Origin of the sequence: Jidongwangia harbinensis, assembly GCF_020216025.1 — a bacterium.
Lineage (GTDB): Bacteria > Actinomycetota > Actinomycetes > Mycobacteriales > Micromonosporaceae > Actinoplanes > Actinoplanes harbinensis.
In genome coordinates this window covers 275,555-295,971 of record NZ_JAIWNC010000004.1, presented here as the reverse complement: position 1 = coordinate 295,971, position 20,417 = coordinate 275,555, and the positions used below count along the sequence as shown (strand labels likewise).

The 20,417-nt window shown below is 68.9% G+C and carries 25 protein-coding genes and 1 tRNA gene; 12 read left to right on the top strand and 14 right to left on the bottom strand.

From position 1 onward, the window contains the following. Positions 1 to 32 precede the first annotated feature (32 nt). On the top strand, positions 33 to 710 hold the full coding sequence (gene trhA / locus LDL48_RS08135; protein WP_225254397.1) for a PAQR family membrane homeostasis protein TrhA: 678 nt from the start codon (positions 33 to 35) through the stop codon (positions 708 to 710). 63 nt (positions 711 to 773) lie between these two features. Here the strand turns inward: trhA and LDL48_RS08130 are convergent, their stop codons facing one another. After that, on the bottom strand, positions 774 to 1,049 hold the full coding sequence (locus LDL48_RS08130; RefSeq protein ID WP_225254396.1) for a DUF6458 family protein: 276 nt from the start codon (positions 1,047 to 1,049) through the stop codon (positions 774 to 776). 108 nt (positions 1,050 to 1,157) lie between these two features. Between LDL48_RS08130 and LDL48_RS08125 the strand changes: the two genes are divergently transcribed. Then, entirely contained in the window at positions 1,158 to 1,673 is a 516-nt protein-coding gene (locus LDL48_RS08125; protein WP_225254395.1) for a SixA phosphatase family protein, read from the top strand. A 28-nt stretch (positions 1,674 to 1,701) separates the two neighbouring features. On the opposite strand, the gene LDL48_RS08120 is transcribed toward LDL48_RS08125, so the two are convergent. Then, positions 1,702 to 3,558 (bottom strand): acyl-CoA dehydrogenase, encoded by a 1,857-nt coding sequence (locus LDL48_RS08120; RefSeq protein ID WP_225254393.1) that lies wholly within the window; start codon positions 3,556 to 3,558, stop codon positions 1,702 to 1,704. 160 nt (positions 3,559 to 3,718) lie between these two features. Here LDL48_RS08120 and LDL48_RS08115 point away from each other — a divergent pair, with 160 nt between their 5' ends. The 3 genes from LDL48_RS08115 to LDL48_RS08105 all read left to right on the top strand — a co-directional run bounded on the left by LDL48_RS08115 (position 3,719) and on the right by LDL48_RS08105 (position 4,798). After that, positions 3,719 to 3,925, top strand: a complete 207-nt coding sequence (locus LDL48_RS08115; protein WP_225254392.1) for a hypothetical protein — start codon at positions 3,719 to 3,721, stop codon at positions 3,923 to 3,925. A gap of 7 nt (positions 3,926 to 3,932) precedes the next feature. Next, positions 3,933 to 4,298: a hypothetical protein gene (locus LDL48_RS08110; RefSeq protein ID WP_225254391.1), complete on the top strand. Its 366-nt coding sequence runs from the start codon at positions 3,933 to 3,935 to the stop codon at positions 4,296 to 4,298. A gap of 278 nt (positions 4,299 to 4,576) precedes the next feature. After that, positions 4,577 to 4,798 (top strand): hypothetical protein, encoded by a 222-nt coding sequence (locus tag LDL48_RS08105; protein WP_225254390.1) that lies wholly within the window; start codon positions 4,577 to 4,579, stop codon positions 4,796 to 4,798. Here the strand turns inward: LDL48_RS08105 and LDL48_RS08100 are convergent. Next, positions 4,795 to 5,922: a PP2C family protein-serine/threonine phosphatase gene (locus LDL48_RS08100; protein ID WP_225254389.1), complete on the bottom strand. Its 1,128-nt coding sequence runs from the start codon at positions 5,920 to 5,922 to the stop codon at positions 4,795 to 4,797. The genes LDL48_RS08105 and LDL48_RS08100 overlap by 4 nt on opposite strands. A 124-nt stretch (positions 5,923 to 6,046) precedes the next feature. Here LDL48_RS08100 and LDL48_RS08095 point away from each other — a divergent pair, with 124 nt between their 5' ends. Both LDL48_RS08095 and LDL48_RS08090 read left to right on the top strand, forming a co-directional pair. Then, positions 6,047 to 6,604, top strand: coding sequence for a phosphoribosyltransferase family protein (locus LDL48_RS08095; RefSeq protein WP_225254388.1), 558 nt, complete (start codon positions 6,047 to 6,049; stop codon positions 6,602 to 6,604). 35 nt (positions 6,605 to 6,639) lie between these two features. Next, entirely contained in the window at positions 6,640 to 7,071 is a 432-nt protein-coding gene (locus LDL48_RS08090) for an SCO4225 family membrane protein (protein ID WP_225254387.1), read from the top strand. 45 nt (positions 7,072 to 7,116) lie between these two features. Here LDL48_RS08090 and LDL48_RS08085 read toward each other — a convergent pair whose 3' ends face one another. Then, positions 7,117 to 7,398, bottom strand: coding sequence for a YciI family protein (locus tag LDL48_RS08085; protein ID WP_225254386.1), 282 nt, complete (start codon positions 7,396 to 7,398; stop codon positions 7,117 to 7,119). A gap of 101 nt (positions 7,399 to 7,499) precedes the next feature. Here LDL48_RS08085 and LDL48_RS08080 point away from each other — a divergent pair, with 101 nt between their 5' ends. Then, on the top strand, positions 7,500 to 7,910 hold the full coding sequence (locus LDL48_RS08080; RefSeq protein ID WP_225254385.1) for a VOC family protein: 411 nt from the start codon (positions 7,500 to 7,502) through the stop codon (positions 7,908 to 7,910). Here the strand turns inward: LDL48_RS08080 and LDL48_RS08075 are convergent. Together LDL48_RS08075 and dcd are read right to left on the bottom strand one after the other, a co-directional pair. Then, positions 7,895 to 8,614: a hypothetical protein gene (locus tag LDL48_RS08075; protein WP_225254384.1), complete on the bottom strand. Its 720-nt coding sequence runs from the start codon at positions 8,612 to 8,614 to the stop codon at positions 7,895 to 7,897. The two genes, LDL48_RS08080 and LDL48_RS08075, sit on opposite strands and share 16 nt — an antisense overlap. A gap of 168 nt (positions 8,615 to 8,782) precedes the next feature. Further along, complete coding sequence (gene dcd / locus LDL48_RS08070; protein ID WP_225254383.1) at positions 8,783 to 9,361, bottom strand: dCTP deaminase; 579 nt, start codon at positions 9,359 to 9,361, stop codon at positions 8,783 to 8,785. Positions 9,362 to 9,436: 75 nt separating this feature from the next. Here dcd and LDL48_RS08065 point away from each other — a divergent pair, with 75 nt between their 5' ends. The 4 genes from LDL48_RS08065 (at position 9,437) to LDL48_RS08050 (ending at position 10,975) form a co-directional block, all read left to right on the top strand. Beyond that, complete coding sequence (locus tag LDL48_RS08065; protein ID WP_225254382.1) at positions 9,437 to 9,943, top strand: pyridoxamine 5'-phosphate oxidase family protein; 507 nt, start codon at positions 9,437 to 9,439, stop codon at positions 9,941 to 9,943. A gap of 145 nt (positions 9,944 to 10,088) precedes the next feature. Continuing rightward, positions 10,089 to 10,159 (top strand) — tRNA-Gly (locus LDL48_RS08060). Between the two features lie 226 nt (positions 10,160 to 10,385). After that, a complete protein-coding gene (locus LDL48_RS08055; RefSeq protein WP_225254381.1) occupies positions 10,386 to 10,613 on the top strand; it encodes a DUF433 domain-containing protein in 228 nt (75 codons plus the stop codon). Further along, positions 10,610 to 10,975: a DUF5615 family PIN-like protein gene (locus LDL48_RS08050; RefSeq protein ID WP_225254380.1), complete on the top strand. Its 366-nt coding sequence runs from the start codon at positions 10,610 to 10,612 to the stop codon at positions 10,973 to 10,975. Before LDL48_RS08055 ends, LDL48_RS08050 begins: the two co-directional genes overlap by 4 nt. Before the next feature lie 530 nt (positions 10,976 to 11,505). Here the strand turns inward: LDL48_RS08050 and LDL48_RS08045 are convergent. The 8 genes from LDL48_RS08045 to LDL48_RS08005 all read right to left on the bottom strand — a co-directional run bounded on the left by LDL48_RS08045 (position 11,506) and on the right by LDL48_RS08005 (position 20,320). After that, positions 11,506 to 12,129, bottom strand: a complete 624-nt coding sequence (locus LDL48_RS08045; protein WP_225254379.1) for a TetR/AcrR family transcriptional regulator — start codon at positions 12,127 to 12,129, stop codon at positions 11,506 to 11,508. A 139-nt stretch (positions 12,130 to 12,268) separates the two neighbouring features. Continuing rightward, positions 12,269 to 12,649 carry a hypothetical protein gene (locus LDL48_RS08040; RefSeq protein ID WP_225254378.1) on the bottom strand — a complete coding sequence of 127 codons (381 nt, stop codon included), beginning with the start codon at positions 12,647 to 12,649 and terminating at the stop codon, positions 12,269 to 12,271. A gap of 960 nt (positions 12,650 to 13,609) precedes the next feature. Beyond that, positions 13,610 to 15,082: a hypothetical protein gene (locus LDL48_RS45435; RefSeq protein WP_504785485.1), complete on the bottom strand. Its 1,473-nt coding sequence runs from the start codon at positions 15,080 to 15,082 to the stop codon at positions 13,610 to 13,612. A 434-nt stretch (positions 15,083 to 15,516) separates the two neighbouring features. Continuing rightward, the gene (locus tag LDL48_RS08025; protein ID WP_225254376.1) at positions 15,517 to 16,797 is read right to left on the bottom strand and encodes an MFS transporter; all 1,281 of its coding nucleotides are present in this window, start codon (positions 16,795 to 16,797) and stop codon (positions 15,517 to 15,519) included. A 276-nt stretch (positions 16,798 to 17,073) separates the two neighbouring features. Next, positions 17,074 to 17,550 carry a sugar O-acetyltransferase gene (locus LDL48_RS08020; RefSeq protein WP_225254375.1) on the bottom strand — a complete coding sequence of 159 codons (477 nt, stop codon included), beginning with the start codon at positions 17,548 to 17,550 and terminating at the stop codon, positions 17,074 to 17,076. A 194-nt stretch (positions 17,551 to 17,744) separates the two neighbouring features. Continuing rightward, positions 17,745 to 18,149 (bottom strand): hypothetical protein, encoded by a 405-nt coding sequence (locus LDL48_RS08015; RefSeq protein WP_225254374.1) that lies wholly within the window; start codon positions 18,147 to 18,149, stop codon positions 17,745 to 17,747. Positions 18,150 to 18,229: 80 nt separating this feature from the next. Further along, positions 18,230 to 18,691 (bottom strand): hypothetical protein, encoded by a 462-nt coding sequence (locus LDL48_RS08010; protein WP_225254373.1) that lies wholly within the window; start codon positions 18,689 to 18,691, stop codon positions 18,230 to 18,232. Between the two features lie 348 nt (positions 18,692 to 19,039). Continuing rightward, the gene (locus tag LDL48_RS08005) at positions 19,040 to 20,320 is read right to left on the bottom strand and encodes a hypothetical protein (RefSeq protein WP_225254372.1); all 1,281 of its coding nucleotides are present in this window, start codon (positions 20,318 to 20,320) and stop codon (positions 19,040 to 19,042) included. Positions 20,321 to 20,417 lie beyond the last annotated feature (97 nt).

The following is a 20,417-nucleotide window of genomic DNA, read 5'->3' as shown; positions in this document are numbered from 1 at the left end:
GTAGGTAACCTACGGTGTCGTAACCTAGACCGGTGACCCCCAGCGCACCGTTCCAGATGCAACCGGCGGATCTCGGCAAGCCGAGGCTGCGCGGCCGGTTGCACCAGTACGCGTTCTACGTCGCCCTGGCCTGCGGGGCGGTGTTGTGTTCGATCGCCGCCAGCCGTCCGGGCATCGCGCCGTTCGTCAGCTGCCTGATCTACAGCCTGACGGTACTGGGCCTGTTCGGCATCAGCGCGCTCTACCACCGGCGGGTCTGGACCGAGCGCGGCTACCAGATCATGCGCCGGCTGGACCACTCGATGATCTTCATCTTCATCGCGGGCACCTACACGCCGTTCTGCGTGCTGCTGCTCGACCCCGGCAAGGCCACGCTGGTGCTCAGCTTCATCTGGGCCGGCGCGGTCGGCGGGGTGGCCCTCAAGACCATCTGGCCACACGTGCCACGCTGGGTGGGTGCGCCGCTGTATCTGGCGCTGGGCTGGGGTGCCGTGGCGATCCTGCCCGAGGTGCTGCACCGCGGCGGCGTCACCACGCTGGTGCTGCTGGCCGCCGGCGGGGTGGCGTACAGCGTGGGTGCGGTGTTCTACGCCCTGCGCCGTCCGAACCCGTGGCCGACCGTCTTCGGCCACCACGAGTTCTTCCACGCCTGCACGCTGGTGGCCGCGATCTGCCACCACGTCGCGCTGTACTTCGCGCTGTACGCCTGAGGTGCCACCCAGCGCTGGTGTTCCACTGGAGCGCTCCAGTGGAACACCAGCGCTGAGAACGGCTCAGCTGCCGTAGGTGGGCGGCGGCGGGTCCTGCCGCCGCACGGTGCGGTACTCGTCGACCACCTCGGTGTCGCGGCGGACCGCCACCGGCCGCTCCGCGACGACGGTGCGCCGGCGGCTGTTCCAGTACCAGACGGTGAGGATCAGACCGACCAGCCCGGCGGCCATCAGCACCCAGCCGACCACGTTGATGTCAAGACCACTGATCTGCGCGTTGACCGCGAACGCGAGAATCGCGCCCAACGCGAGAAGGAAGATGCTTCCGCCGATGCCCATCGGGCCCTCCTTGTGATGCCGCCACCGGAAGGGCGACTCGAAACACGGTGATGCGTCGATGTGCGTGTTACCCGGGCGTCCGAATTCTCAATCAGGCAAGCTGGCCGGATGACCGCACGGACCCTGGTACTACTCCGGCACGCCAAGGCGGAGACGCCCGGTGAGCAGCTCGACATCGAACGCGCACTGGCCGAGCGGGGACGGGCCGACGCCCAGGCGGCGGGCGTCTGGCTGGCCGCTCAGGGCCTGCGGCCGCAGGTGGTGCTCTCCTCGCCGGCCACCCGCACCCGGCAGACCTGGCACGGGGTCGCGATCGGGCTCGCCGAGTCCGACCCGGCGGTGGCGGCCCCCGACGTCCGGTACGAGAACGGGTTGTACTTCGGCGGCCGCACCGAGGTTGTGGACCTGCTGCGCGCGGTGCCGGAGTCGGTCCGCACGGTGCTGGTCATCGGCCACAATCCCACCATGACGGACGTGTCCCTGCTGCTCCGCCCGTTCCAGGAGGACGCGGCGCTGGAGGGCCTGAAGACGTGCGGCATCGCCGTACACCGAGCGGAGCGGGCCTGGTCGGAGACCGAGCCGGGGGCGCTTCCGCTGGTCACCCTGCACACCGCCCGCGCCTGAACGCGGACGGTGGCAGCGGACTATCCGGTCAGAACGCCTCCTCCGGGAGGTCCATCAGGTCGAGCGTGGTGTTCTCGATGATCCGCCGGTCGGCGCCGATCCGGGGCAGGATCTCGCGGGCGAAGAACCGGGCCGCGGCCACCTTGCCCTCGTAGAACGCGCTGTCGGCGGTGGACTGCTCATTTCCGAGGGCCTTCAGTGCCACCTCGGCCTGGCGCAGCAGCAGCCACGAGACGATCACGTCGCCGAGCGCCAGCAGCACCCGGCGGGACGTCAGGCCCACCTTGTACAGCTCCCGGGTGTCGCCGCCCTGGGCCGCGGTCAGCCAGCTCGTCTGGGTGCCCAGGATGGCCTGCAGCTCGGTGAGCGCCTTGCCGAGTGCCAGCCGCTCCTCCTTGAGCCGCCCGTTGCCGGCCTCGGTCGCGATGAACGTCTGCATCTCGTTGGCCACGGTGGCCAGCGCCTTGCCCTGATCCCGCACGATCTTGCGGAAGATGAGGTCGAGGCTCTGGATCGCGGTGGTGCCCTCGTACAGGGTGTCGATCTTCGAGTCCCGGACGTACTGCTCCAGCGGGTAGTCCTGGAGGAAGCCGGAACCGCCGAACGTCTGCAGCGACTCGGCACCGAGCATCTCGTACGCCCGCTCCGAGCCGACGCCCTTGACCAGCGGCAGCAGCAGGTCGTTGACCCGCGCCGCGGCCTTCGCCGCGGCCTGGTCGCCGGCCGCCTCCGCGATCAGCACCCGGTCCTGCCAGGTGGCGGTGTAGATGACCAGGGCGCGGAGACCCTCGGCGTACGCCTTCTGCGTCATCAGCGAGCGGCGTACGTCGGGGTGGTGGGTGATCGTGACGCGCGGCGCCGCCTTGTCGTCGTTCTGCAGCAGATCGGCGCCCTGCACCCGGTTCTTCGCGTACTCCAGCGCGTTCAGGTAGCCGGTGGAGAGCGTCGCGATGGCCTTGGTGCCGACCATCATCCGGGCGTACTCAATGATCTTGAACATCTGCCGGATGCCCTGGTGGACGTCGCCCAGCAGCCAGCCCTTGGCCGGCGTACCGTGCTCACCGAAGGTCATCTCGCAGGTGTTGGAGACCTTGAGCCCCATCTTGTGCTCGACATTGGTGGCGTAGACGCCGTTGCGCTCGCCGAGTTCGCCGCTTTCCGGGTCGAAGTGGTACTTCGGCACGATGAACAGCGACAGGCCCTTGGTGCCCGGCCCGCCGACGCCCTCGACGCCGACCGGGCGGGCCAGCACGTAGTGGATGATGTTGTCGCTCAGGTCGTGCTCACCCGAGGTGATGAAGCGCTTGACGCCCTCGATGTGCCAGGACCCGTCCGGCTGGGGAACGGCCCGGGTACGGCCGGCGCCGACGTCCGAGCCCGCGTCCGGCTCGGTGAGCACCATCGTCGAGCCCCACTGCTTGTCGACGAAGATCTTCGCCCACCGCTTCTGCTCGGCGTTGCCCTCGACGTGCACCACGTGCGCGAAGGACGGACCGGACGAGTACATCCAGATCGGGGCGTTGGCGCCGAGGATCTGCTCGGCGATGGCCCACCAGAGCGCCCGCGGCGCCGGGGTGCCGCCCAGCTCCGGCGGCAGGTCCAGGCGCCAGAACTCGGAATCCATGAACGCCTGGTACGACTTCTTGAACGACTCGGGCAGCGGCGCGGTGTGCGTGGCCGGGTCGAAGCGGGGCGGGTTGCGGTCCGCATCCGTGTAGCTGGCCGCCAGGTCCTCCCGCGCGAGCCGGTTCACCTCCGCCAGCACGTCGCGTGCGGTGTCCATGTCGATCTCGTCGAAGGGCGCCTGACCGAACGCCCGATCGGCCCCGAAGACCTCGAACAGGTTGAACTCGAGGTCGCGCAGGTTGCTCTGGTAGTGAGTCATGGTGCTGGCCCCGCTCTCCAGGACGTGAGTTACCCGTCAGTAACAGTAACTGTATTACCCGTCGGTAGCTATCGACAAGCGGACTGCCGAGCTTTGCCGTTCCGGCCGTGCCGCGACAGGTCGACTCCGGCGCTGATCGCCGGCCCTAGACTTTCTGCTCATGACCATCGAAGCGATGCTCGGCGAGGTGACCTGCCCGTCCGGACATCTGGTGATCACGGACGGTGGCTACCTGCATCTGTGGTCTGGCGACGAGGTCCCGCACGACGAGGAACGCGCGGTCACCGACCTCGCGATCGTGGGACCGGACGCTCGGGCCGCAGCGGAGTCCTTCGACCGGCAGACCGGCACCCGGCGGGCTCAGTGACGCGCCGGTGGCCGACTCGTGGGTCTTCTGGCATCTCGGTGTCGACAACGCCCGGTTCGTCTTCGCCGACGCGGACGCCTTGAGTTCCTGGGAACACGACGAGCCGATCGACGGGCTGGCCGACCTGGTCCTCTGGGGCCGCGACCAGGACCAGGTCGCGGCGGAGTTCGGCGCGCCCCGGCTCGGTGACTCCGCCGACGTCGAGTACGGGTGGGTGGATCTGCCGGCCAAGGAGGCCTACCAGCGAGGGCTGGCCATCGAGGCGCGGCGCGACGAACCCGGCGGACCGAAATTCGCGTTCGACTTCCGGCCACACTCGCATCACTGGCAGGTCATGGGTCTGGTGAGAGCCCTCCGACGAGGAGGTCGGTGACGGCCACTTTCCCGTGCATCTGGACGTCGATGCCGCCGGCCTCCCGGTCGCCCTGCGCATCGACATCGCCGCCGAGGACTGACCCGCCGCCGCCGCCGCCGCCGCAACCACGCCCGAGGACCACGACTGGGGGGCACCGGTCCTCCGTACACGGTGGGCGTACCTCGATCCGCACGCCAAACGCCCCGATCGGGTGGGAATCAGGACAACCGTTCGGACATTTGCCGGGCGCCGAGCCGTGATCACGTATCGAGGACCGTCCTGCTTCGTTGCTTGAAATGGACGCGACGCATCCTTCAAGCGCGCCGGATCCGCCTGAGGGCGGCGGACGCAAGACCCGGGAGGTCACCATGTTCGCGACGATCAAGAGCTTGATTCCGGAGCCGCGACAGGCCGAGCAGCCCCGGCGGTACGTCGGGAAGCATCGCCAGGCGGAACCGATGCCCGAGCCGGCGCCGCCCGCGCCCACCGCCGAGGAGAACCAGCCGGCCGCGATCTAGCTGCCGGCCGCGCCGACTTCCCAGCTCGGCATGGGCACCGACGCGTCGTCACCCGGACCGGCGTACTCCAGCAGGACCAGCGCGATGTCGTCGTCCAGGCGGCCGTGCACCCAGTCGACCAGTGCGGTCTCCAGCGAGGCCAGCCCGTCGCCGACCGTGCCGTGCCCGAGCAGCCGCCAGGCCCGGTCGGCGGTCGGGAAGAACTCGCCCTCCCGCCGGGCTTCGCCGAGGCCGTCGGTGAACAGCAGCAGGCGGTCCCCCGGCTCCAGCCGTTCCACCCGGAGCTGGGCCACCGGCATGAAACCCAGCGGCGGCGCGGGCGACGGCGGATCCAGCGCGATCACCTCGCCCTGGCGCAGCAGCAGCGGTGCCGGATGTCCACAGTTGACGATGGTCAGCGTGCCGCCGCGCTCCTCGACCAGAGCCGCGGTGACGAAGTCCTCGTCGCCGACGCTGCGTGCCACCGCCCGGTCCAGGTCGGCCACGATCGCCCGCAGGTCGGCCCGCTCATAGGCGACGTGCCGGTAGGAACCCAGCACGATGCTGGCCAGGCGGACCGCGTCGAGGCCCTTGCCGCGGACGTCGCCGATGATGATCCGTACTCCGTACGGCGTGTCCAGGGCCTCGTAGAGGTCTCCGCCGATGTCCGCCGCCGCGGTCGCCGAGATGTACCGTCCCGCCACCGCCAGCGACCCCACCTGCGGGCCGAGCGGGCGCAGCACCGCCTGCTGGGCCACCGCCGCGAGCTTGAGCAGTTCGGCGATCCGGCTGGCCTGACGCTGCCGGATCGTCGCCACGGCCGCCGCGATCCCGGTGGCCAGCACGATGCCGAGCACATTCACCAGCTCGGACATGGTCATCCGGCCGTCCACCCAGGCGAACACGATGCCGACCACCGTGGCCAGCGCGCCGACCCCGAGCACGGTGCGCCAGAACGCGAACACCGCGGTCAGGAACGGCACCGCCGCCAGCAGCCCGACGTGGCTGGCCTGGCGGCCGTCCGCCAGTTCCACCGCGGCCACGACCGCGAGCAGCACGAGGGCCGCGCCGAGGCCGGCGCGGGATCCTGTGCTGAGCGGGCCGCGGCCCGCCGGAAGAATAGGCATGGGTACGCCGAACAGCATGCCTGATGCACGCGGCCTAAGGCATCACCTTGACCCCTAGTCTGATGAGGTTCTGGCCACCCGGCATATCGGCGTCATTCAGTCGTCGTGCCTACCCCCCGAGCCCCGGTGACAGGATGTCGACGTGGCATCCGACCTGCGTGACCGTCTGATCTCCCAGTTCCGGTGGACCGACCCCGGCCCGGACAGCGACGTGCTGGTCAGCGACCGCTCCGGGTGGTGGCGGGACCCGTACATCCTGGACGCGATCGGCCCGGCCCTGGCCGGGTTGTTCACCGACCGGTCGCCCACCGTGGTGGTCGCGCCCGAGGTGACCGGGTTCCTGCTCGGGCCCCTGGTGGCGCGAGCGCTCGGGGTGGGTTTCGTGGAGGCGTACCGGGCCGGTGCCCGGCGACCCATCGCGGAGCCGATGACCTGGGCCGACGTGCCCGCCGACCACCGCGGTGAGCCACAGCGCCTGGGGGTGCGTACCCATCTGATCGGGCCCGGCGACCGGGTCCTGGTGGTGGACGACTGGGCCGGCACCGGAGCACAGGCGCGTGCCCTGCACACCGTGATCAGCACGCTCGGTGCCGAACCGGTCGGCACCGCGGTGATCGTGCACGAGGGCCCGCCCGCCGGGAACGTGCGGGGCCTGCTCACCCGTGCGGATCTGAGTCCCGGACCGGCGGGTACTGAGTAGCGCTACTCATGGGCCGGAGATCCATCCTGACCACGATGGTCCGCATGGTGAACATCTTCTTCGGAACCTGGGCCGCCCGCCTCTACCTGCTCGCGGTCCTCGCCGCAGCCGGCGGCACGGCCGCGTCGGGCCCGTCGTACGCGATCATCCTGCTGATCGCCCTCACCTCGCCGGTCTCCATCATCTTCGCGCCGATCTTCCTCCTCGGCGACGGCTGGATGACCACCCCGATGCTGGTGCTCAGCGTGCTGGCCGGCTACCTGCTCAACCTGGTGCTGATCAACTGGATCGTGGCCGCACCCCGGCCGATCGCCGCGCGGTCCCGGGCACGGGACGCCGGGCCGCATGCCGGCGTGCCGCACCACCGCGGACCGGGCGGATCCGGGCCACGTCACGCCCCGGCCGGGGGCGCCCAGCCGTCCGCCCGGTGGCAGCGGCAGGCCCGGGTGCCCGCCGGCGTCCGCTGACCGCTGGGCAGGGCCGGGGCTGTCCCTGGCCGACGGATCGGTTCGCTAGGTTCGGTCCCGTGCCCAGTCGGCGAGCACGCCGCGGGTGGGCTGCCAGCCGATCGCCTCGTAGGCGGCGAGGCCCCGCACCACATACGGGTCCTCGGCCATCAGCGCACGGGCCTCCGCCGCCGAGTCCACGTCCAGCAGCACCACGCCGCCGGCCGGTGGCTCCTGGCGGCCGGCGGAGACGACCAGACCGCGTTCGTCCAGGCCGTCGATGAAGCGCAGGTGATCGGCGCGGGCCTCGTCGACCTGCTCCAGCGGGGCGGAGTAAGTGGAGATCATCAAATACACCAGACGATCCTCGCAGGCACCGCCCGGCCCGTCACCCCACCGTCCCGTCGCCACCGCCGGAAACTGTCGTACCCCGCCCCTACCGTCGCCCCATGACCACAGCTCCGACCACCACCGCGCGGCTGAAGGTGGAAGCCGTGAACTTCGACTGTGCCGACCCGACCCGCCTCGGGTCCTTCTGGGCCGCCGCCCTCGGCGGCGAGGTGACCTATGACGCGGGCGGCTTCGTCATCGTGTCGCCCCCGCAGACCGGCGGCGTGACGCTGTATTTCCAGCGGGTGCCGCAGGAACGCCCAGCCCGCAACAGCGTGCACCTCGACCTCGGGACGCCCGTGGGCGCCCGCGAGGCCGAGGTGCAGCGACTGATCGCGCTCGGCGCCACCCGTCAGTACGACATCACCGGCGAAGTGCCCACGGTGGACTGGGCCACGCTCGCCGACCCGGAGGGCAACCTGTTCTGCGTCGGCTCCCCGCCGGTCGAGCCGGATCAGACCGCGACGTAGGCGCGCACCCGCTGGGTGATCGTGACGGTCCAGGTGCAGTTGTCCTGGGTGGCGATCTCGATGTAGCCGGTCTTCTCGTCCGGATACAGGTACCGTGTGCCGGCCGCCGCCACCGTGCCCTTGAACGGCAGTTCCACCGACGAGGTGCCCCAGGCCGGCTTCCCGGTCCAGTACACGTAGAAGAAGTTGTTGATCGAGCCGGCGGGGCAGTTGACCCGGGCGGTCACCGTGGCCGAGCGGTCGGTGGACCAGTTCACGACGGGACCGGTGTAGTCGCCGGTGTCGGTGTGACGGAACCGCACCGCGGTCACGTACCGCCAGGCCTTGGCCTCGACGTGGTCGGCGCCGGACGTGGCCGGCTTGCGGATCGCGTTGCCGCCGTAGACGGCCTTCCAGTAGCCGGAAGTGGTCTGCCGCGTCCGCACCAGGAAGGCGCCGGAGGCCGAGGTCCGGCCCCAGGTGATGTAGGTGAACGCGGTGGCGTTCGTCCGGCGGAAGTAGAACCGCACGATGCCGGCGTTGCCGCTCTTCGTGTACCCGGCCTTGCCGGAGAGGGTGACCTGGCCACCGGCCGCGAGCGGTTCGGGGGACGCGTTGAAGCTGATCGACGACGTCCACGGCGCGGCCTGCGCGGGCGCGGCCAGGGTGGTCGCGCCGAGCACGGCGACGAGAGGGATCAGCATCAGCTGGAGGAGGCGCTTCATCAATGTCCTTACTGCCCGTTTGTTCGCTTTACGGTATACATACCGCAAAACGGACACGGGAAGCGGCGGCCTGATGTAGGAAATGCCGGATCAGCCGGTGCATGTCGTGCGTTCAGCCAGCGCCACTCCGGCGCACGGTTGACACCGGACGGTGGTCGCGCCCCCGGGTCAGGCGGTCGGCCAGGTACGCCAGTTGCGCGACGAGCGACTGGGCGTCGGGCCGCGCTGGCCCTGGTACCGGGAGCCGTACACCGCGGAGCCGTACGGATGCTCGGCCGGCGAGGACAGCCGGAAGATGCAGAGCTGGCCGATCTTCATCCCGGGCCACAGCTTGATCGGCAGGTTCGCCACGTTGGACAACTCCAGCGTGACGTGCCCGGAGAAGCCCGGGTCGATGAAGCCCGCGGTCGAGTGGGTCAGCAGACCGAGACGGCCGAGGCTGCTCTTGCCCTCCAGCCGGCCGGCCAGCTGGTCGCCCAGCGTGATCACCTCGAGCGTCGAGGCCAGCACGAACTCACCCGGGTGCAGGACGAACGGCTGCCCGTCGGCGACCTCGACCATCGCGGTCAGGTCGTCCTGCTGCGCGGCCGGGTCGATGTGGGTGTACAGATGGTTGTTGAACACCCGGAAGAAGCGGTCCAGCCGCACGTCGATGCTGGACGGCTGCATCAGCTCCGGCTCGAACGGCTCGAGCCCGAGATTCGACGCCTTGATCTCGGTGACCAGGTCACGGTCGGAGAGCAGCATCGGGACACCATACCGACCTGCACTTTCGGGTGTGTTCGGTGGCCTCCTAGAACATATGTTCGATATGATGTTGCCATGGCTTCCTGGTCCGAGTTCGCCGCCGCCGAGCCCGCCCTCGCGGCAGGCATCCGCGCACTCCTGCAGCAGTACGGCCCGGGCATGGGCTACCTGGCCACCGTGCGCCCCGACGGCGGACCCCGCGTCCATCCCGTCTCACCGGTCATCACCGACCAGGGCCTCTACTGCTTCGTCGTCGGCTCCCCCAAACGCCGCGACCTCGAGCGCGACGGCCGCTACGCCCTGCACTCCTACCCACCCGAGGACAACGACGACGAGGCGTATGTCTCCGGCCACGCCACCGAGGTCCACGACCCACTCGTCGTCGCCCACCTGGCCGACGCCCTGCGCGCCTCCACCCAGGTCGACTGGCGCCTGTTCGAGCTGTCCATCGACGTCGCCATGCTCCGCCGCCACGGCCAGACCGGCGCCATCCCGCTGGCCATCCTCATGCCACCCGTCACCCAGACGTGGCGCGACCCCGCCGCCCACTTAGGCCGCCCCCTGGCAGCCGCCATGTCGTAGGCGTCGGCCGGACCACCGCGTCTGCGTCCCGCGGGGACCGCTCGGCTTGGAGGGAGCCGTGCGGTCCAGGTCCGGCCGGCGTCTGCCCGACCGACGGGGGCGGCTCCGTCACGACGCCTGCTGATCGGGTAGAGTGATGCCGCTCGCGGGTGTAGTTCAATGGCAGAACATCAGCTTCCCAAGCTGACAGTGCGGGTTCGATTCCCGTCACCCGCTCGTCTCCGGGAGCCCTTTGTCCGCAAAATGCGCGGACCAGGGGCTCCTCGCATGTCTGCTCCGGGGCCGAGCCCCGGAAGCCCACGGTGCAGGGTCTGTCTGAGCGGCCACGACAACGGCCCGGGCCGTCTACGGGCCATGGCGGCTGCCTCGCGAATCTGTCGCCGAGTGTGCCGCGTCTGTCCGTTTCTAGCGGCGACCGGCGTTCGGGAGAGATGATAGAGCGATGAACGACAGGATCTCCATCGACCACCGCGTCATGGGCGGCGTGCCTTGCATCGCCGGCACCCGCATCCCAGTGGCGACCGTCATCGGACTCCTCGGCCAGGGGTACGACGTCGCAGAGGTGCTCGCTGAGTACCCGACCCTGACCAAGGACGACATCCTGGCCGGCCTGCGCTTCGCCGCTCGGGCCGTGGACGAGCGGGAACTACCGCTGCGGATGTCGGCGTGAAGTTCCTGGTCGACGAATGCCTGTCGATCCGCGTCGCCGCCCTGCTAACGGACGTCGGTCATGACGCTGTCCATGTGACCGACTGCGAACTGGCCGGTGAGCCCGATGAGAGAGTCCTCGCTCGTGCCGTCGGAGACGGGCGCGTCCTGCTGTCCGCCGACACGGACTTCGGCGAGTTGCTCGCCCGCTCCGGGGCGGGAACGCCTAGCGTCGTTCTCTTCCGCCGCTCCGATCGATCCGCGACTTCTCTGTCCGCCGTACTGCTGGCCAATCTCCCGGAGTTCGAGGATGACCTGGCGAAGGGCGCCTTCGTTGTGATAACCGACGAGCGCATGCGTATCCGTCCCCTGCCATTCAGATAGCCGCCCGGCGACATGCTGACCGTGCCCCCTGCGTGCCCGTAGCGGCGGGGAGCCACGGAGAACAGCAGGGAACGCAGACCACCCTGACCAGACACGCGGCCCGGTCAGGCGTTCGTCATCTCGGTGCATTGTCGGCTGGCGTCGTGCCATGAGGTGAAGTGCCGAAGCTCTCGACAGCCGGAGCCGGCCCGGCGCCTTGCACTGCGGCCCGCGTCTCCCGGCTGCGCTCCGACAGTATGTGGCAACCTTCGCGGTCGGATCACCTCCCTGGATCGGGGGCGCACTACCGGGGAATGGGAGGCACGTTTCGGCTGATCCGGTCTGCGGGCCGGCGTTGTGAGTACCAGTTCGGCGACCGCTGACCTTGTCGGCCGCCGGGCTCTTCGTCCTGACCCGGCAGAGTGCGGACGGAGTCCGTGGGTATGGCCGGACCCAGGCTTGTCGTAGATCGTCCGGCCATGGACTCCCGACGGACCCGGCGTTCCTCACCGAGGCAGTTCGCCTGCGGGGTCGCGCCGGTGCCGCGGAAACTAGTCGGTGTTCAGGGCGCCGTGCAGAAAGAGGTGGACGACCTCCTCGGCGGGCAGCGGTGACTGGTCCGGGCCGACCGGCCGGACGCCACCGTAGATCATGCCGACGAACGCCTTCGCGAGGATGTCAGCGGGAAGGCGCAGACGTTGCTCGTCCGGTTCCAGCAGCTTCGCGACGGCTTGCCGGAGCTCGGGCGATCTACCGAGCGAACGGAGCTCGTCCTGAGGGCCGGGCGGTGGGGTGTCGGGTGCCTCCGCCGCGCCAGTTGCTGGGACGTTGGGGGGTATCAGGCTGTCGAGATCGATGCGGATCCGGCGGTCGTAGGCGTCGAGAATGTCGATCACCTTGACGAGGCGCGACTCGAGCGGCTGATCCGTACGGATGGCGTCTATCTCGTGCATTTCCTCGGCGGGATTGATGGCCGCGCCCACGGCCTCCGTCAGCGTGGCTGCACACGCCTGCATGACCGCCTCTTTGTCCGCGAAGACCGCCAGGAGATCTGCTTCCCGGACACCGGCCGCCCCGGCGATCTGCGCCATGGTCAGCGTGTCGTACTCGCCAATGAGCGGAATGGCCGCCCGCACGATGGTCTGGCGGAGCTGTTCGGGATTCGTTTCGGTCATCAGTCCTCCTCTGGGCCCCGTGCCGAGGCTATGAGGGTGCACAACCGCGACAGCGGGTGGCCGGTGCGAAACGCCCTCGCCTCACACCGGCCACCTCACCGGAACGCCGGATTTGATGTATCGGTCTTACCGAAACCGCTTAGGGCCCGGTAGCCAACGTGCAGGCGATCGGCGAAACCACCGTACCCACACCGGTGGCGATGAGCGCGGCCGTGCAGGTGGCGATCCGGGTTGTTACGGCCCCGATGGGGAACGCTGCCGCGGAGCAAATCAGACGCCGCGTATTCGTGACCGTGTAGCCGTAGATCTCGAGGTAGTGGGTGCACTCCCCGGCGCCCCGATTGGTCAGGGCACTTTCGTCCTGGCCCGCGTCGGACGTGCCCGTGGACGACGACACCGCTGCCGGCGCCGGCCCGGCGGGCTCGGACGCCTGGGCGGTAGCGGTCGCTCCGAGGATCACGGCTCCGGTCACCACCGAGATGATCGTGGCCCGGCGCATCAGATTTCTGATCTTGGTCAAGAGCTTCTCCTCTGCGTTGACGTGCACCGATGTGCGCGCCGACCAAGACTCACCCCGAATGTGATGACTTTGGTTGATTCCTTTGACCATAATCAATGCTTTGGACCGCATTGAGATCATGGGGGTCGATGTGCCAAGAGCAGAGCGTGACATCAACGCGTCCGTAGCAGCAGTCGCAGAGTTCGCGCAGGGACTGCGGGATCTTCGCCTACGAGCAGGTAACCCCAGCTACAGGTCACTGGCAGGACGTACCCACTTCGCCTCTTCGACGCTGTCCACTGCGGCATCAGGCAACCGTCTGCCGTCACTTCAAGTGACCCTCGCCTACGTGAAGGCATGCCGAGGGGACGAAGCGGCCTGGCATCGGCGCTGGGTGGAGACATCACGATCGATCATCAACCAGGAGCCCCCGGACCGGAACGAGGTCGCCGCAGCAAACCCGGGGCGCCACACGCGACCTGCACCTGCTGATGGAATGTCCAAGGTGGGACGTGGGGCGTTCACAGTCGCCGCTTCAGTGGTGATCTGCGGGGTCCTGGTCCGGGCGTGGTCCGCCCTCCGTGGCTCCCAAGCCTGACTCCTGTCCGCCACCTGAAGCGATTAAGCGGCCCACGCCCCGGCGGTGTGGCGGCGGGCCGGTCGTGGAGCCGCGCCTTCAGGGGTTGCAGTAGATGCCGGCTTGAGGCGCTTTCGTTCGACGACGCCCGGTTGCCGTCATCACGCTCAGCGGCGGCACGTCCTTCGCGACGACGGCGCCCGCGCGACCACCGAGCCGTGGCCGATCGTGACTCCGGGAGTGACCGCGGCCGCGGCGTCGATCCACACGTCGTTCTCGATGACGATGGTGCAGGGGTGATGAAGTCGTACCGCTCGTCGAGTGCTACGGGTGCCCGGCGGTGCTCAGGGTGACCCAGGACCGATCAGCACGCGGTCGCCGATGGTAATGCCGCCGTAGTCCGGTCACAGTCCCGTAGCGGCTTTGATCGCAGCAGCTGCCAGCGTCGTTCCTACCGCCGTCGCCGCGGCGAGTGCCCATTTTCCGGCCTTCGCCAGATGATCACGCACCGAGTCGCGGTCGCCGGCGGCCGCCGCGATCTGGGCTTGTGCTACTTCTGCGATCGCTACGTCGTGTGCCGGCTCAGTTGCTGTCGTACGCATATTTCCGCGAAGCTTATCCAATTCCTCCGACAAGCGACTCAAGTCTATGGTCGTGATCAGGCGATCCCATTCCTGGCTGGTTTGCTGGATGCCGCTGCCCTGGAAGTTCCCGCCGGACACGTTAGCCGATCCGCCGACGACCGCACCGACGGTAGCGTCGCCACTGATGTGCTGAGAGCTGTCGCTCACCATCATTTTTCCGCTTTCCATATAGAAAATGTTTGTACCACCACTGCCGGCGTCGGCAGAGCGAGCAAGATCCATGACCGAGTATTTCAGGCCTGGGCCGAAGGAATCGAGGACCTCGTGGAGCGTGTCGAGGTCCTCCTTATTCACCAATGAGTCAAGAGCGTTCGCGTACGTCAGTAGACTCTTTTGGGGTACGCCTCCCAACCTGGAACGACGCAACCGGTCGCTCTGTCGTGCTAAATAGTCCTTCAGGGCGTCGTTTCCATGTGGATCCAATCGCTTTTCGATACACGCCGCCAGCACCAGCCGAAGAATCTCTCGCTCCTGGTGTAGACGCCATAGATGTATCCGAAGGCGCCGCACATCGCGCCTTTCTGCCCAGGGCATGTAGTCAACAATCCAGATGGGCACACGCTGGCGCGCCGACGTGAAGGTGGCGGCTGCATGGCGAGCGACCACGGGACCATCGCTGTGTGCAGGCTGGGAATCAATGAAGGGGACCTCGGCCGTACGCTCCACCAATATGAGGGGCCTACCGGGCCGCAGCCACCACTCCAGAGTATCGGATATTTTGGAGGTGGACGTCGTGCAGTGAAGTAGCGCCTTTGCTATGCCCTTCCCAGCCATCATCAAGGGTATGGGATGTTCGGGCCTGTCAAGGATGGTGACAGGGAGTTGGAGCACTGCGCCGGCGACACCCAGTGGGTCCAGCTGCAGATCACTCCCGCGTCGGCGAGGGCTCTTCGGCTGAATGCGGAAACTCACGTCGAGTCGGACCGCTGCGCCAGCCCATTTGGGGTGTCCTGTGACGAATAGTCGGCGCGGCAACGGCCTGAGGGTCACACCCGCAAGAGGGCGGCTTTCCGCGTTGGTCTCAAACCTGATGGCCTTTTGAGCGTCGCAGTAGACCCCTTCACCTAGCCACTCTGCTACGCCACCTCTCGGACGCTCCCGGGCACCCCCGATCGAGCGTACAAAATGCCGAGCCGGGTCAATAAGGGGCCATGGCGGCGCGCTGAGCCGACCCGTTTCGTCAGACACGAACGGACGCAGATCCGCTAGCGGGAACTGGACCGAAACAAACACCAACACCGTCCGACGGCCACATGGCAGGACTTCCTCAACGACGAACGTTGAGGGGTCCCGCCTCACTTGAAGCCCGGCACCCCGAGGCTGAACGCCCCAAAGGCTGCCCGGGCATCTGCCACCACCGGGCGTTATGAGTGCACCGATGGACTCGGTTGGGTCGCGAGGCCAAATCTCGCGTCCCCGCACCGCTAAGGGCTATGCAAGGCAACCCGTCAAGTTTGGTGTGCTCACGACCTCCCAGGCAGAACCTGCTTGTCCAAGTCACCGTCACTTGACGCATCCAAACCTTAACGCTCCGACAAAGGTGCCGCAATACGCTCCTCGTCAACAGGCAAGCTCAGGTGTCGCGGGAGAGGATTCCATGATCTGACTCAGCGGGCGCTGCAGCCTTCATCCGGAGGGCCTGCGTCGCCGGTGGAGGACCGGACAGGTCATCGCTGATCCGCGGGCCCGTCGGTGGAGCCGGCCCGCTGGTGGGCAGTGGTGCGGGCGGCGCCCGCGTGCACCGACCATGCGAGCGGAAGCGCAACCACCACCATTGCCTGGATCACGAACAACGCCGGGACGATGCCCCAGCGGTCCGCCACCAGGCCGGCGCCCACGGCGGCCAGCGCGTACAGGACGCTGCCGAGCAGGGAGCCGAGCGAGCCCATCGTTGCGCGTTCCCGGTGGGTGAACTCCCGTTGCAGCAGCGTCTGTTGGGCGATCGTGGACATGCCGTAGGTCGGGGACCCGAGGAGCAGCGGCGACACCACCGTCGGCCGGATCAGGGCCACGACGTTCAGGACGTTGTCGAAGAGTTCGCCGAACAGCAGGGTGCGGGGCGCGCCCAGCCGGCCGATCACCCAGCCGCTGACCCGGAAGCCGAGGAAGGACACGCCGTGGCCGAGGGTGCGCCACACGCCGAGGGCCCACAACGGCCAGAGCCCCGCCACGAACACGGGCGACAACTGGGCCGCGCTCTCGCCGCTGAAGCGAAGCGCCGATACCAGGGTCATCCGCCGGAGCACCGAGTTGTCGCGGATTCCGCGCAGGGCCGATCCGAGATGCGCCAGCACGTTGGTTTCGAGTGGGCCGTGCGCCCGGGGTTCCCGGACCCACCAGGCGACGAGCACGCAGAGGATCTGCGGCACGACGGACAGGACGACCACCGCTCGGAGCGACCAGGCACCGGCGATCCAGCCACCCAGCGCCGCCGACAACGCGAGCGCGATCTGGAACATCGAGTTCACCCGGCCCGAGTGGCGCGGAAACTCGTCCTCCCGGCCGGCTTCGAGCAGGGTGTCGTACAGGAGGGCGTCGTTGTTGCCGCTCCACAGCGCACTCGCCAGCCCTTCCAGAATCACGGCCGCCACCAGGAGGGCGTAGCCCGGCGCGCCGGCGTACCCGAGATGGGCGGCCACCATGACGACGGCGCCGGCGATGATCGTGCCGCGCCGGCCCAGCCGGTCGGAGAGGACGCCGGTGGGGACCTCGAATGCTGCCGTGGACAGCTTCTTGATCGCCAGGAGGCTGGCGGCGGCGGTGTACGAGCCGGTGACCTGCGCGAAGTAGATGACCTGAATCGGTCCGTACATGCGGAAGTCGCCGAGGAAGTTGAACCAGCTCAGCAGGCGGACGTTGAGGCTGACGATGCGGTCGGCGGGGGTCGGCGTGGTCGACGGCGATGTCGACCGGGCGCGCGGCAGCAGAAAATGACGGCGTTTGGACACAGCGGAACTCCCGGAAGGGCGAAGGACGACGCCAGAAGACGCCGAGGGCCGGTGACACGTGTCACCTCGCCCCGGCGACCGGGAGGTGTGCTGGTTGCGCTACCTGAGCGGCGTCAGACGCCTGCTGCTGCGGTCGCCGAGGGGCGAAGGGAGGCTCCAGCTGACGAGATGGCCATGGGTGCTCCTTCACTTCCTGGACGGCAGTTGATCCGCTAGCCGACGACTCTAGCGCAGCGGAGTCCGGCGTGTCCGTGGTTGCGGCCCGGCGGTCTAGCCTCAGCCGCCCAGGCGCTTGCGCTCGACGGCGCCGGCCGAGGTGACCACGCTCAGCGGTGGTACGTCCGTCGCGACGACGGCACCCGCACCGACCACCGAGCCGTGGCCGATCGTGACTCCGGGGGTGACGGTGGCCGCGGCGCCGATCCACACGTCGTCCTCGATGACGATGGGCGCATGGGTGATGAAGTCGTACCGCTCGTCGGGTTCTACCGGGTGTCCGGCGGTACTCAGCGTCACCCGGGGACCGATCAGGACCCGGTCGCCGACCGTGATGCCGCCGAAGTCGAGGAAGAAGCATCCCTGGTTGATGAAGACCCGCTCGCCGAACGCGGCGCCCAGCCCGTAGTCGCAGTAGAACGGGGGCAGGATGGACAGTGAGTCGGGGACCGGTCCGCCGAAGATCTCGGTGAGCAGGGTCCGGCGCGCGTCCAGGTCGTCGAACGGCAGCATGTTGAGGCGGGCGGTCAGGGTCATGACGACCGGTACGCGCTCCGCGAAGGCCCGGGATTCCGGCGTACGTGTCGGTAGTCGTTGCTCGTTGCGCACAGGCGATGCTGGCACGGCCGGTTGCCGCGCCGGCGGGCGACACCAGCCTGCGGCCCGTCCGCCGGCCCGGGTCCTGGCCTGCCTGGTCCGGGCGGCGTCGGCCGGACCAGGCGAGGCTCAGGTCACCAGGAGGTGAGGTTCAGCTTCGCTTCCGTCACCGGATGGGCGGTGGTGATGGGATAGTCGAAATCCCGCCGCGTCTCGCTGCCCGGTGCGAAGTGCGGACAGATCTCGACCTCGAGCCAGCCGTTGCTCGGGCCGGCCTTGATCCACCAGGCGACGCAGTATCCGTCCGGCGAATTCCACCAGCCGGTGCCCGGCAGGAGATCCTCCAACCACCCGGTGAGCTGGGTACGCCCGTTGCCCAGCGGACACGCGGTGATCTCACCTCGGCCCCACTCGCGTTCCCCGCTGGCCGAGATGCAGGTGGACGAACTCGGCGTGGTGGCGCGGGCGACCGGCGCGGTGGCCAGCACCGACACCGCAATCGCCGCGAGCACCACAGCCGCTCGGAAACTCTTTCTCATGACCCTCCTTCTGCAGGCATCCGAACGGGCGCCGCGCCTGCTCCGGCCGGCCGGCGTCGACCGGCCGGAGCAGGCTCAGCTCACAAGGCGGCGATGTTCAGCCGGAGGGCCGTCACCGGCCGCGCGGTGGTGACGGGGTAATCGAAATCCCGCCGCGTTTCGCCACCCGGCACGATGTGCGGGCAGAAGACCACCCCGTGCGTGCCGTCGTTCGGGCCCGTCTCGAGCCACCAGGCGACGCAGTATCCGTCCGGAGTCACCCAACCGCCGCCCGGCTTGAGGTCCTCCACCCACCCGGTGAGCTGCGTCCGTCCGTTGCCCAGCGGACACGCGGTGATCTCACCTCGGCCCCAGTCGCGTTCCTCGCTGGCCGAGATGCACGCGGCCGGAGCCGGCGTGGCGGCCTGGGCGATCGGCGCGGTGGCCAGGACCGACACCGCAACCCCCGCGACGACCACAGCTGCCCGGAAACTCTTTCTCATGACTTCCTCTTCCTTGTACGTCTTTCGAATCGGTTGCACGGCCGTGCCACGGCGCGACAACAGATCGATACAAAGGCATTCGCATGATGGGGTGAGCTCACCGGTTTGCTGGTTCCGCCATTGATCGGCGGACGGGCTCCTATCACATAATGGATTAGGACGAGCGTTGCGCAACGATTAGGAGCCTAGCAAGAAAGGCCACGCCGCATCGACCCTTTTCGCTGCACTGGAACTGGTTCCTAACCCACAATTCTTGGCGTGGAGCGCCGCGAGCAGGGACTATGTGCCGGGAAAGCCCGGCGTTCGGGCATTATCTTCGGCGGTTCCGCACGCATTACGCCGCCAATGTGCGGGATACCGCAAAGCGTCGTGCGCCGTTCAGCTTCGGCCCGTCAATCGTCAGCGCGATTACCGGTCGACGGAACGTCCGCGCACGTTGATGCGGTACGTCCGCTCCGGCGACCGGTTGCCGGCCCGGTCGATACTGCGCACGATCAGGCTCTGCACGCCGGTCCGGCCCGGCGCCCAGCGCACCGTGGCCGCGCCACCCGGCTGGTCCGCCGCGACCCGGCGCAGCGACCACCGGTCCGGGCCGTACTCGAACGCCGCGACGTCGGGTACGCCGTTGGCGGTGAAGAGGAACGTGCCCCGCTGGTCCACCTGGCCGGTGGGGACCGGGGAGTCCTCGGGGTATTCCGGGGAGGACACGGTGGGCGCCGATCCGGGTGCCGTCCGGTCCACGGTGAAGTGGCAGGGGTCGCTCCACGGCGAGTGGGCGCGGGTGTCGAAGACGCGGGCGTGCCAGGCGTACCTGCCGTCGGGCAGGGTCTGTGTGGGTACGTCGCCGACCCCGCGCAGGTCCGACCCGCTGGAGACGCCGGTGTTCATCGCGATGCGGGTGCCCGGGGTCGCGGTGTTCCAGAACTCGAACTCGGGCGTCAGCAGGTCGTCGGGGTCGCGGTCCGGATCCGTCATGGTCGCGAAGACGCTGAAGTCGGCGTTCACCGCGAAGTCGTCCGAGCACCGGATGTCGGGGTTCCCCACGGCCAGGCCGGTCGGCTGGTCCGGCGGCCGGTTGGTCAGCGTGACCTCGAGCCGCACCTCGTCGTAGAGGCGGCGGCCGTACCGCGGGTCGGTCTCGTGCCGTTGCGGCACCCGCAGCTCGACCCACAGCCTGTCCTGGCCCCGGGCCAGCGCCCGGTCGAGTGCCGTGGTCAGCTCGGCGGTGAGTCCGCTCTCGCAGCCGGGGCCGGTCGCGTTCAGGCGGACCGCGGCGCCGGCGGCCGCGGGCGGATTCGCCCAGGTGTGACCGTCGAACGGCACGACCGGGCGGGCCGACAGGGACCGCTCGACGGAACAGTCGGCGACCGCGTACTCGCTGGCGCGGAGCTGCGCGCCGGAGAGCCGGGCCGCGTTCAGGCCGCCGATCTCGAACGCCACGTAGACGCGGTGGGTGTGCGCGGTGCCGCCCTCGTCGCGCGCCGCGCCCACCGGCAGATCGTCACGATCCGGCCAGTACGTCGTCTCGGTCGGCGTCGCCGCGTCGGTGTAGGCGAGGAACGCCTCGGTCACCGTGTGGTGCGGCTCCGCTGCCGCCGCCGCCCGCGCCGCGAGCGCGACCGTGCCGGTCACCGCCGCGACCACGGTGAAGCCCGCGGTCACCCGCCGTCCCAACCCCCGCAGTGTCAACGGTGATCCTTCCCGGTGTCCGCCGTGTAGGCGCATGCTAGCCAGCCGGCGCCGCGGGCGCCGCCCCGTCCGGGACCACATCGGACAGTGCCCCGTG

What these genes read in the sequence shown, in the direction of transcription:
- LDL48_RS08020 (WP_225254375.1), bottom strand. Translation starts at nt 17,550, where the DNA reads ATGACCCTGACCGCCCGCCTCAACATGCTGCCGTTCGACGACCTGGAC.
- LDL48_RS08085 (WP_225254386.1), bottom strand. Translation starts at nt 7,398, where the DNA reads ATGATCTCCACTTACTCCGCCCCGCTGGAGCAGGTCGACGAGGCCCGC.
- LDL48_RS08015 (WP_225254374.1), bottom strand. Translation starts at nt 18,149, where the DNA reads ATGAGAAAGAGTTTCCGAGCGGCTGTGGTGCTCGCGGCGATTGCGGTG.
- LDL48_RS08080 (WP_225254385.1), top strand. Translation starts at nt 7,500, where the DNA reads ATGACCACAGCTCCGACCACCACCGCGCGGCTGAAGGTGGAAGCCGTG.
- LDL48_RS08055 (WP_225254381.1), top strand. Translation starts at nt 10,386, where the DNA reads ATGAACGACAGGATCTCCATCGACCACCGCGTCATGGGCGGCGTGCCT.
- LDL48_RS08115 (WP_225254392.1), top strand. Translation starts at nt 3,719, where the DNA reads ATGACCATCGAAGCGATGCTCGGCGAGGTGACCTGCCCGTCCGGACAT.
- LDL48_RS08065 (WP_225254382.1), top strand. Translation starts at nt 9,437, where the DNA reads ATGGCTTCCTGGTCCGAGTTCGCCGCCGCCGAGCCCGCCCTCGCGGCA.
- LDL48_RS08090 (WP_225254387.1), top strand. Translation starts at nt 6,640, where the DNA reads ATGGTCCGCATGGTGAACATCTTCTTCGGAACCTGGGCCGCCCGCCTC.
- LDL48_RS08120 (WP_225254393.1), bottom strand. Translation starts at nt 3,558, where the DNA reads ATGACTCACTACCAGAGCAACCTGCGCGACCTCGAGTTCAACCTGTTC.
- LDL48_RS08125 (WP_225254395.1), top strand. Translation starts at nt 1,158, where the DNA reads ATGACCGCACGGACCCTGGTACTACTCCGGCACGCCAAGGCGGAGACG.
- LDL48_RS08045 (WP_225254379.1), bottom strand. Translation starts at nt 12,129, where the DNA reads ATGACCGAAACGAATCCCGAACAGCTCCGCCAGACCATCGTGCGGGCG.
- LDL48_RS08100 (WP_225254389.1), bottom strand. Translation starts at nt 5,922, where the DNA reads ATGCTGTTCGGCGTACCCATGCCTATTCTTCCGGCGGGCCGCGGCCCG.
- LDL48_RS08075 (WP_225254384.1), bottom strand. Translation starts at nt 8,614, where the DNA reads ATGAAGCGCCTCCTCCAGCTGATGCTGATCCCTCTCGTCGCCGTGCTC.
- LDL48_RS08105 (WP_225254390.1), top strand. Translation starts at nt 4,577, where the DNA reads ATGGACGCGACGCATCCTTCAAGCGCGCCGGATCCGCCTGAGGGCGGC.
- LDL48_RS08130 (WP_225254396.1), bottom strand. Translation starts at nt 1,049, where the DNA reads ATGGGCATCGGCGGAAGCATCTTCCTTCTCGCGTTGGGCGCGATTCTC.
- dcd (WP_225254383.1), bottom strand. Translation starts at nt 9,361, where the DNA reads ATGCTGCTCTCCGACCGTGACCTGGTCACCGAGATCAAGGCGTCGAAT.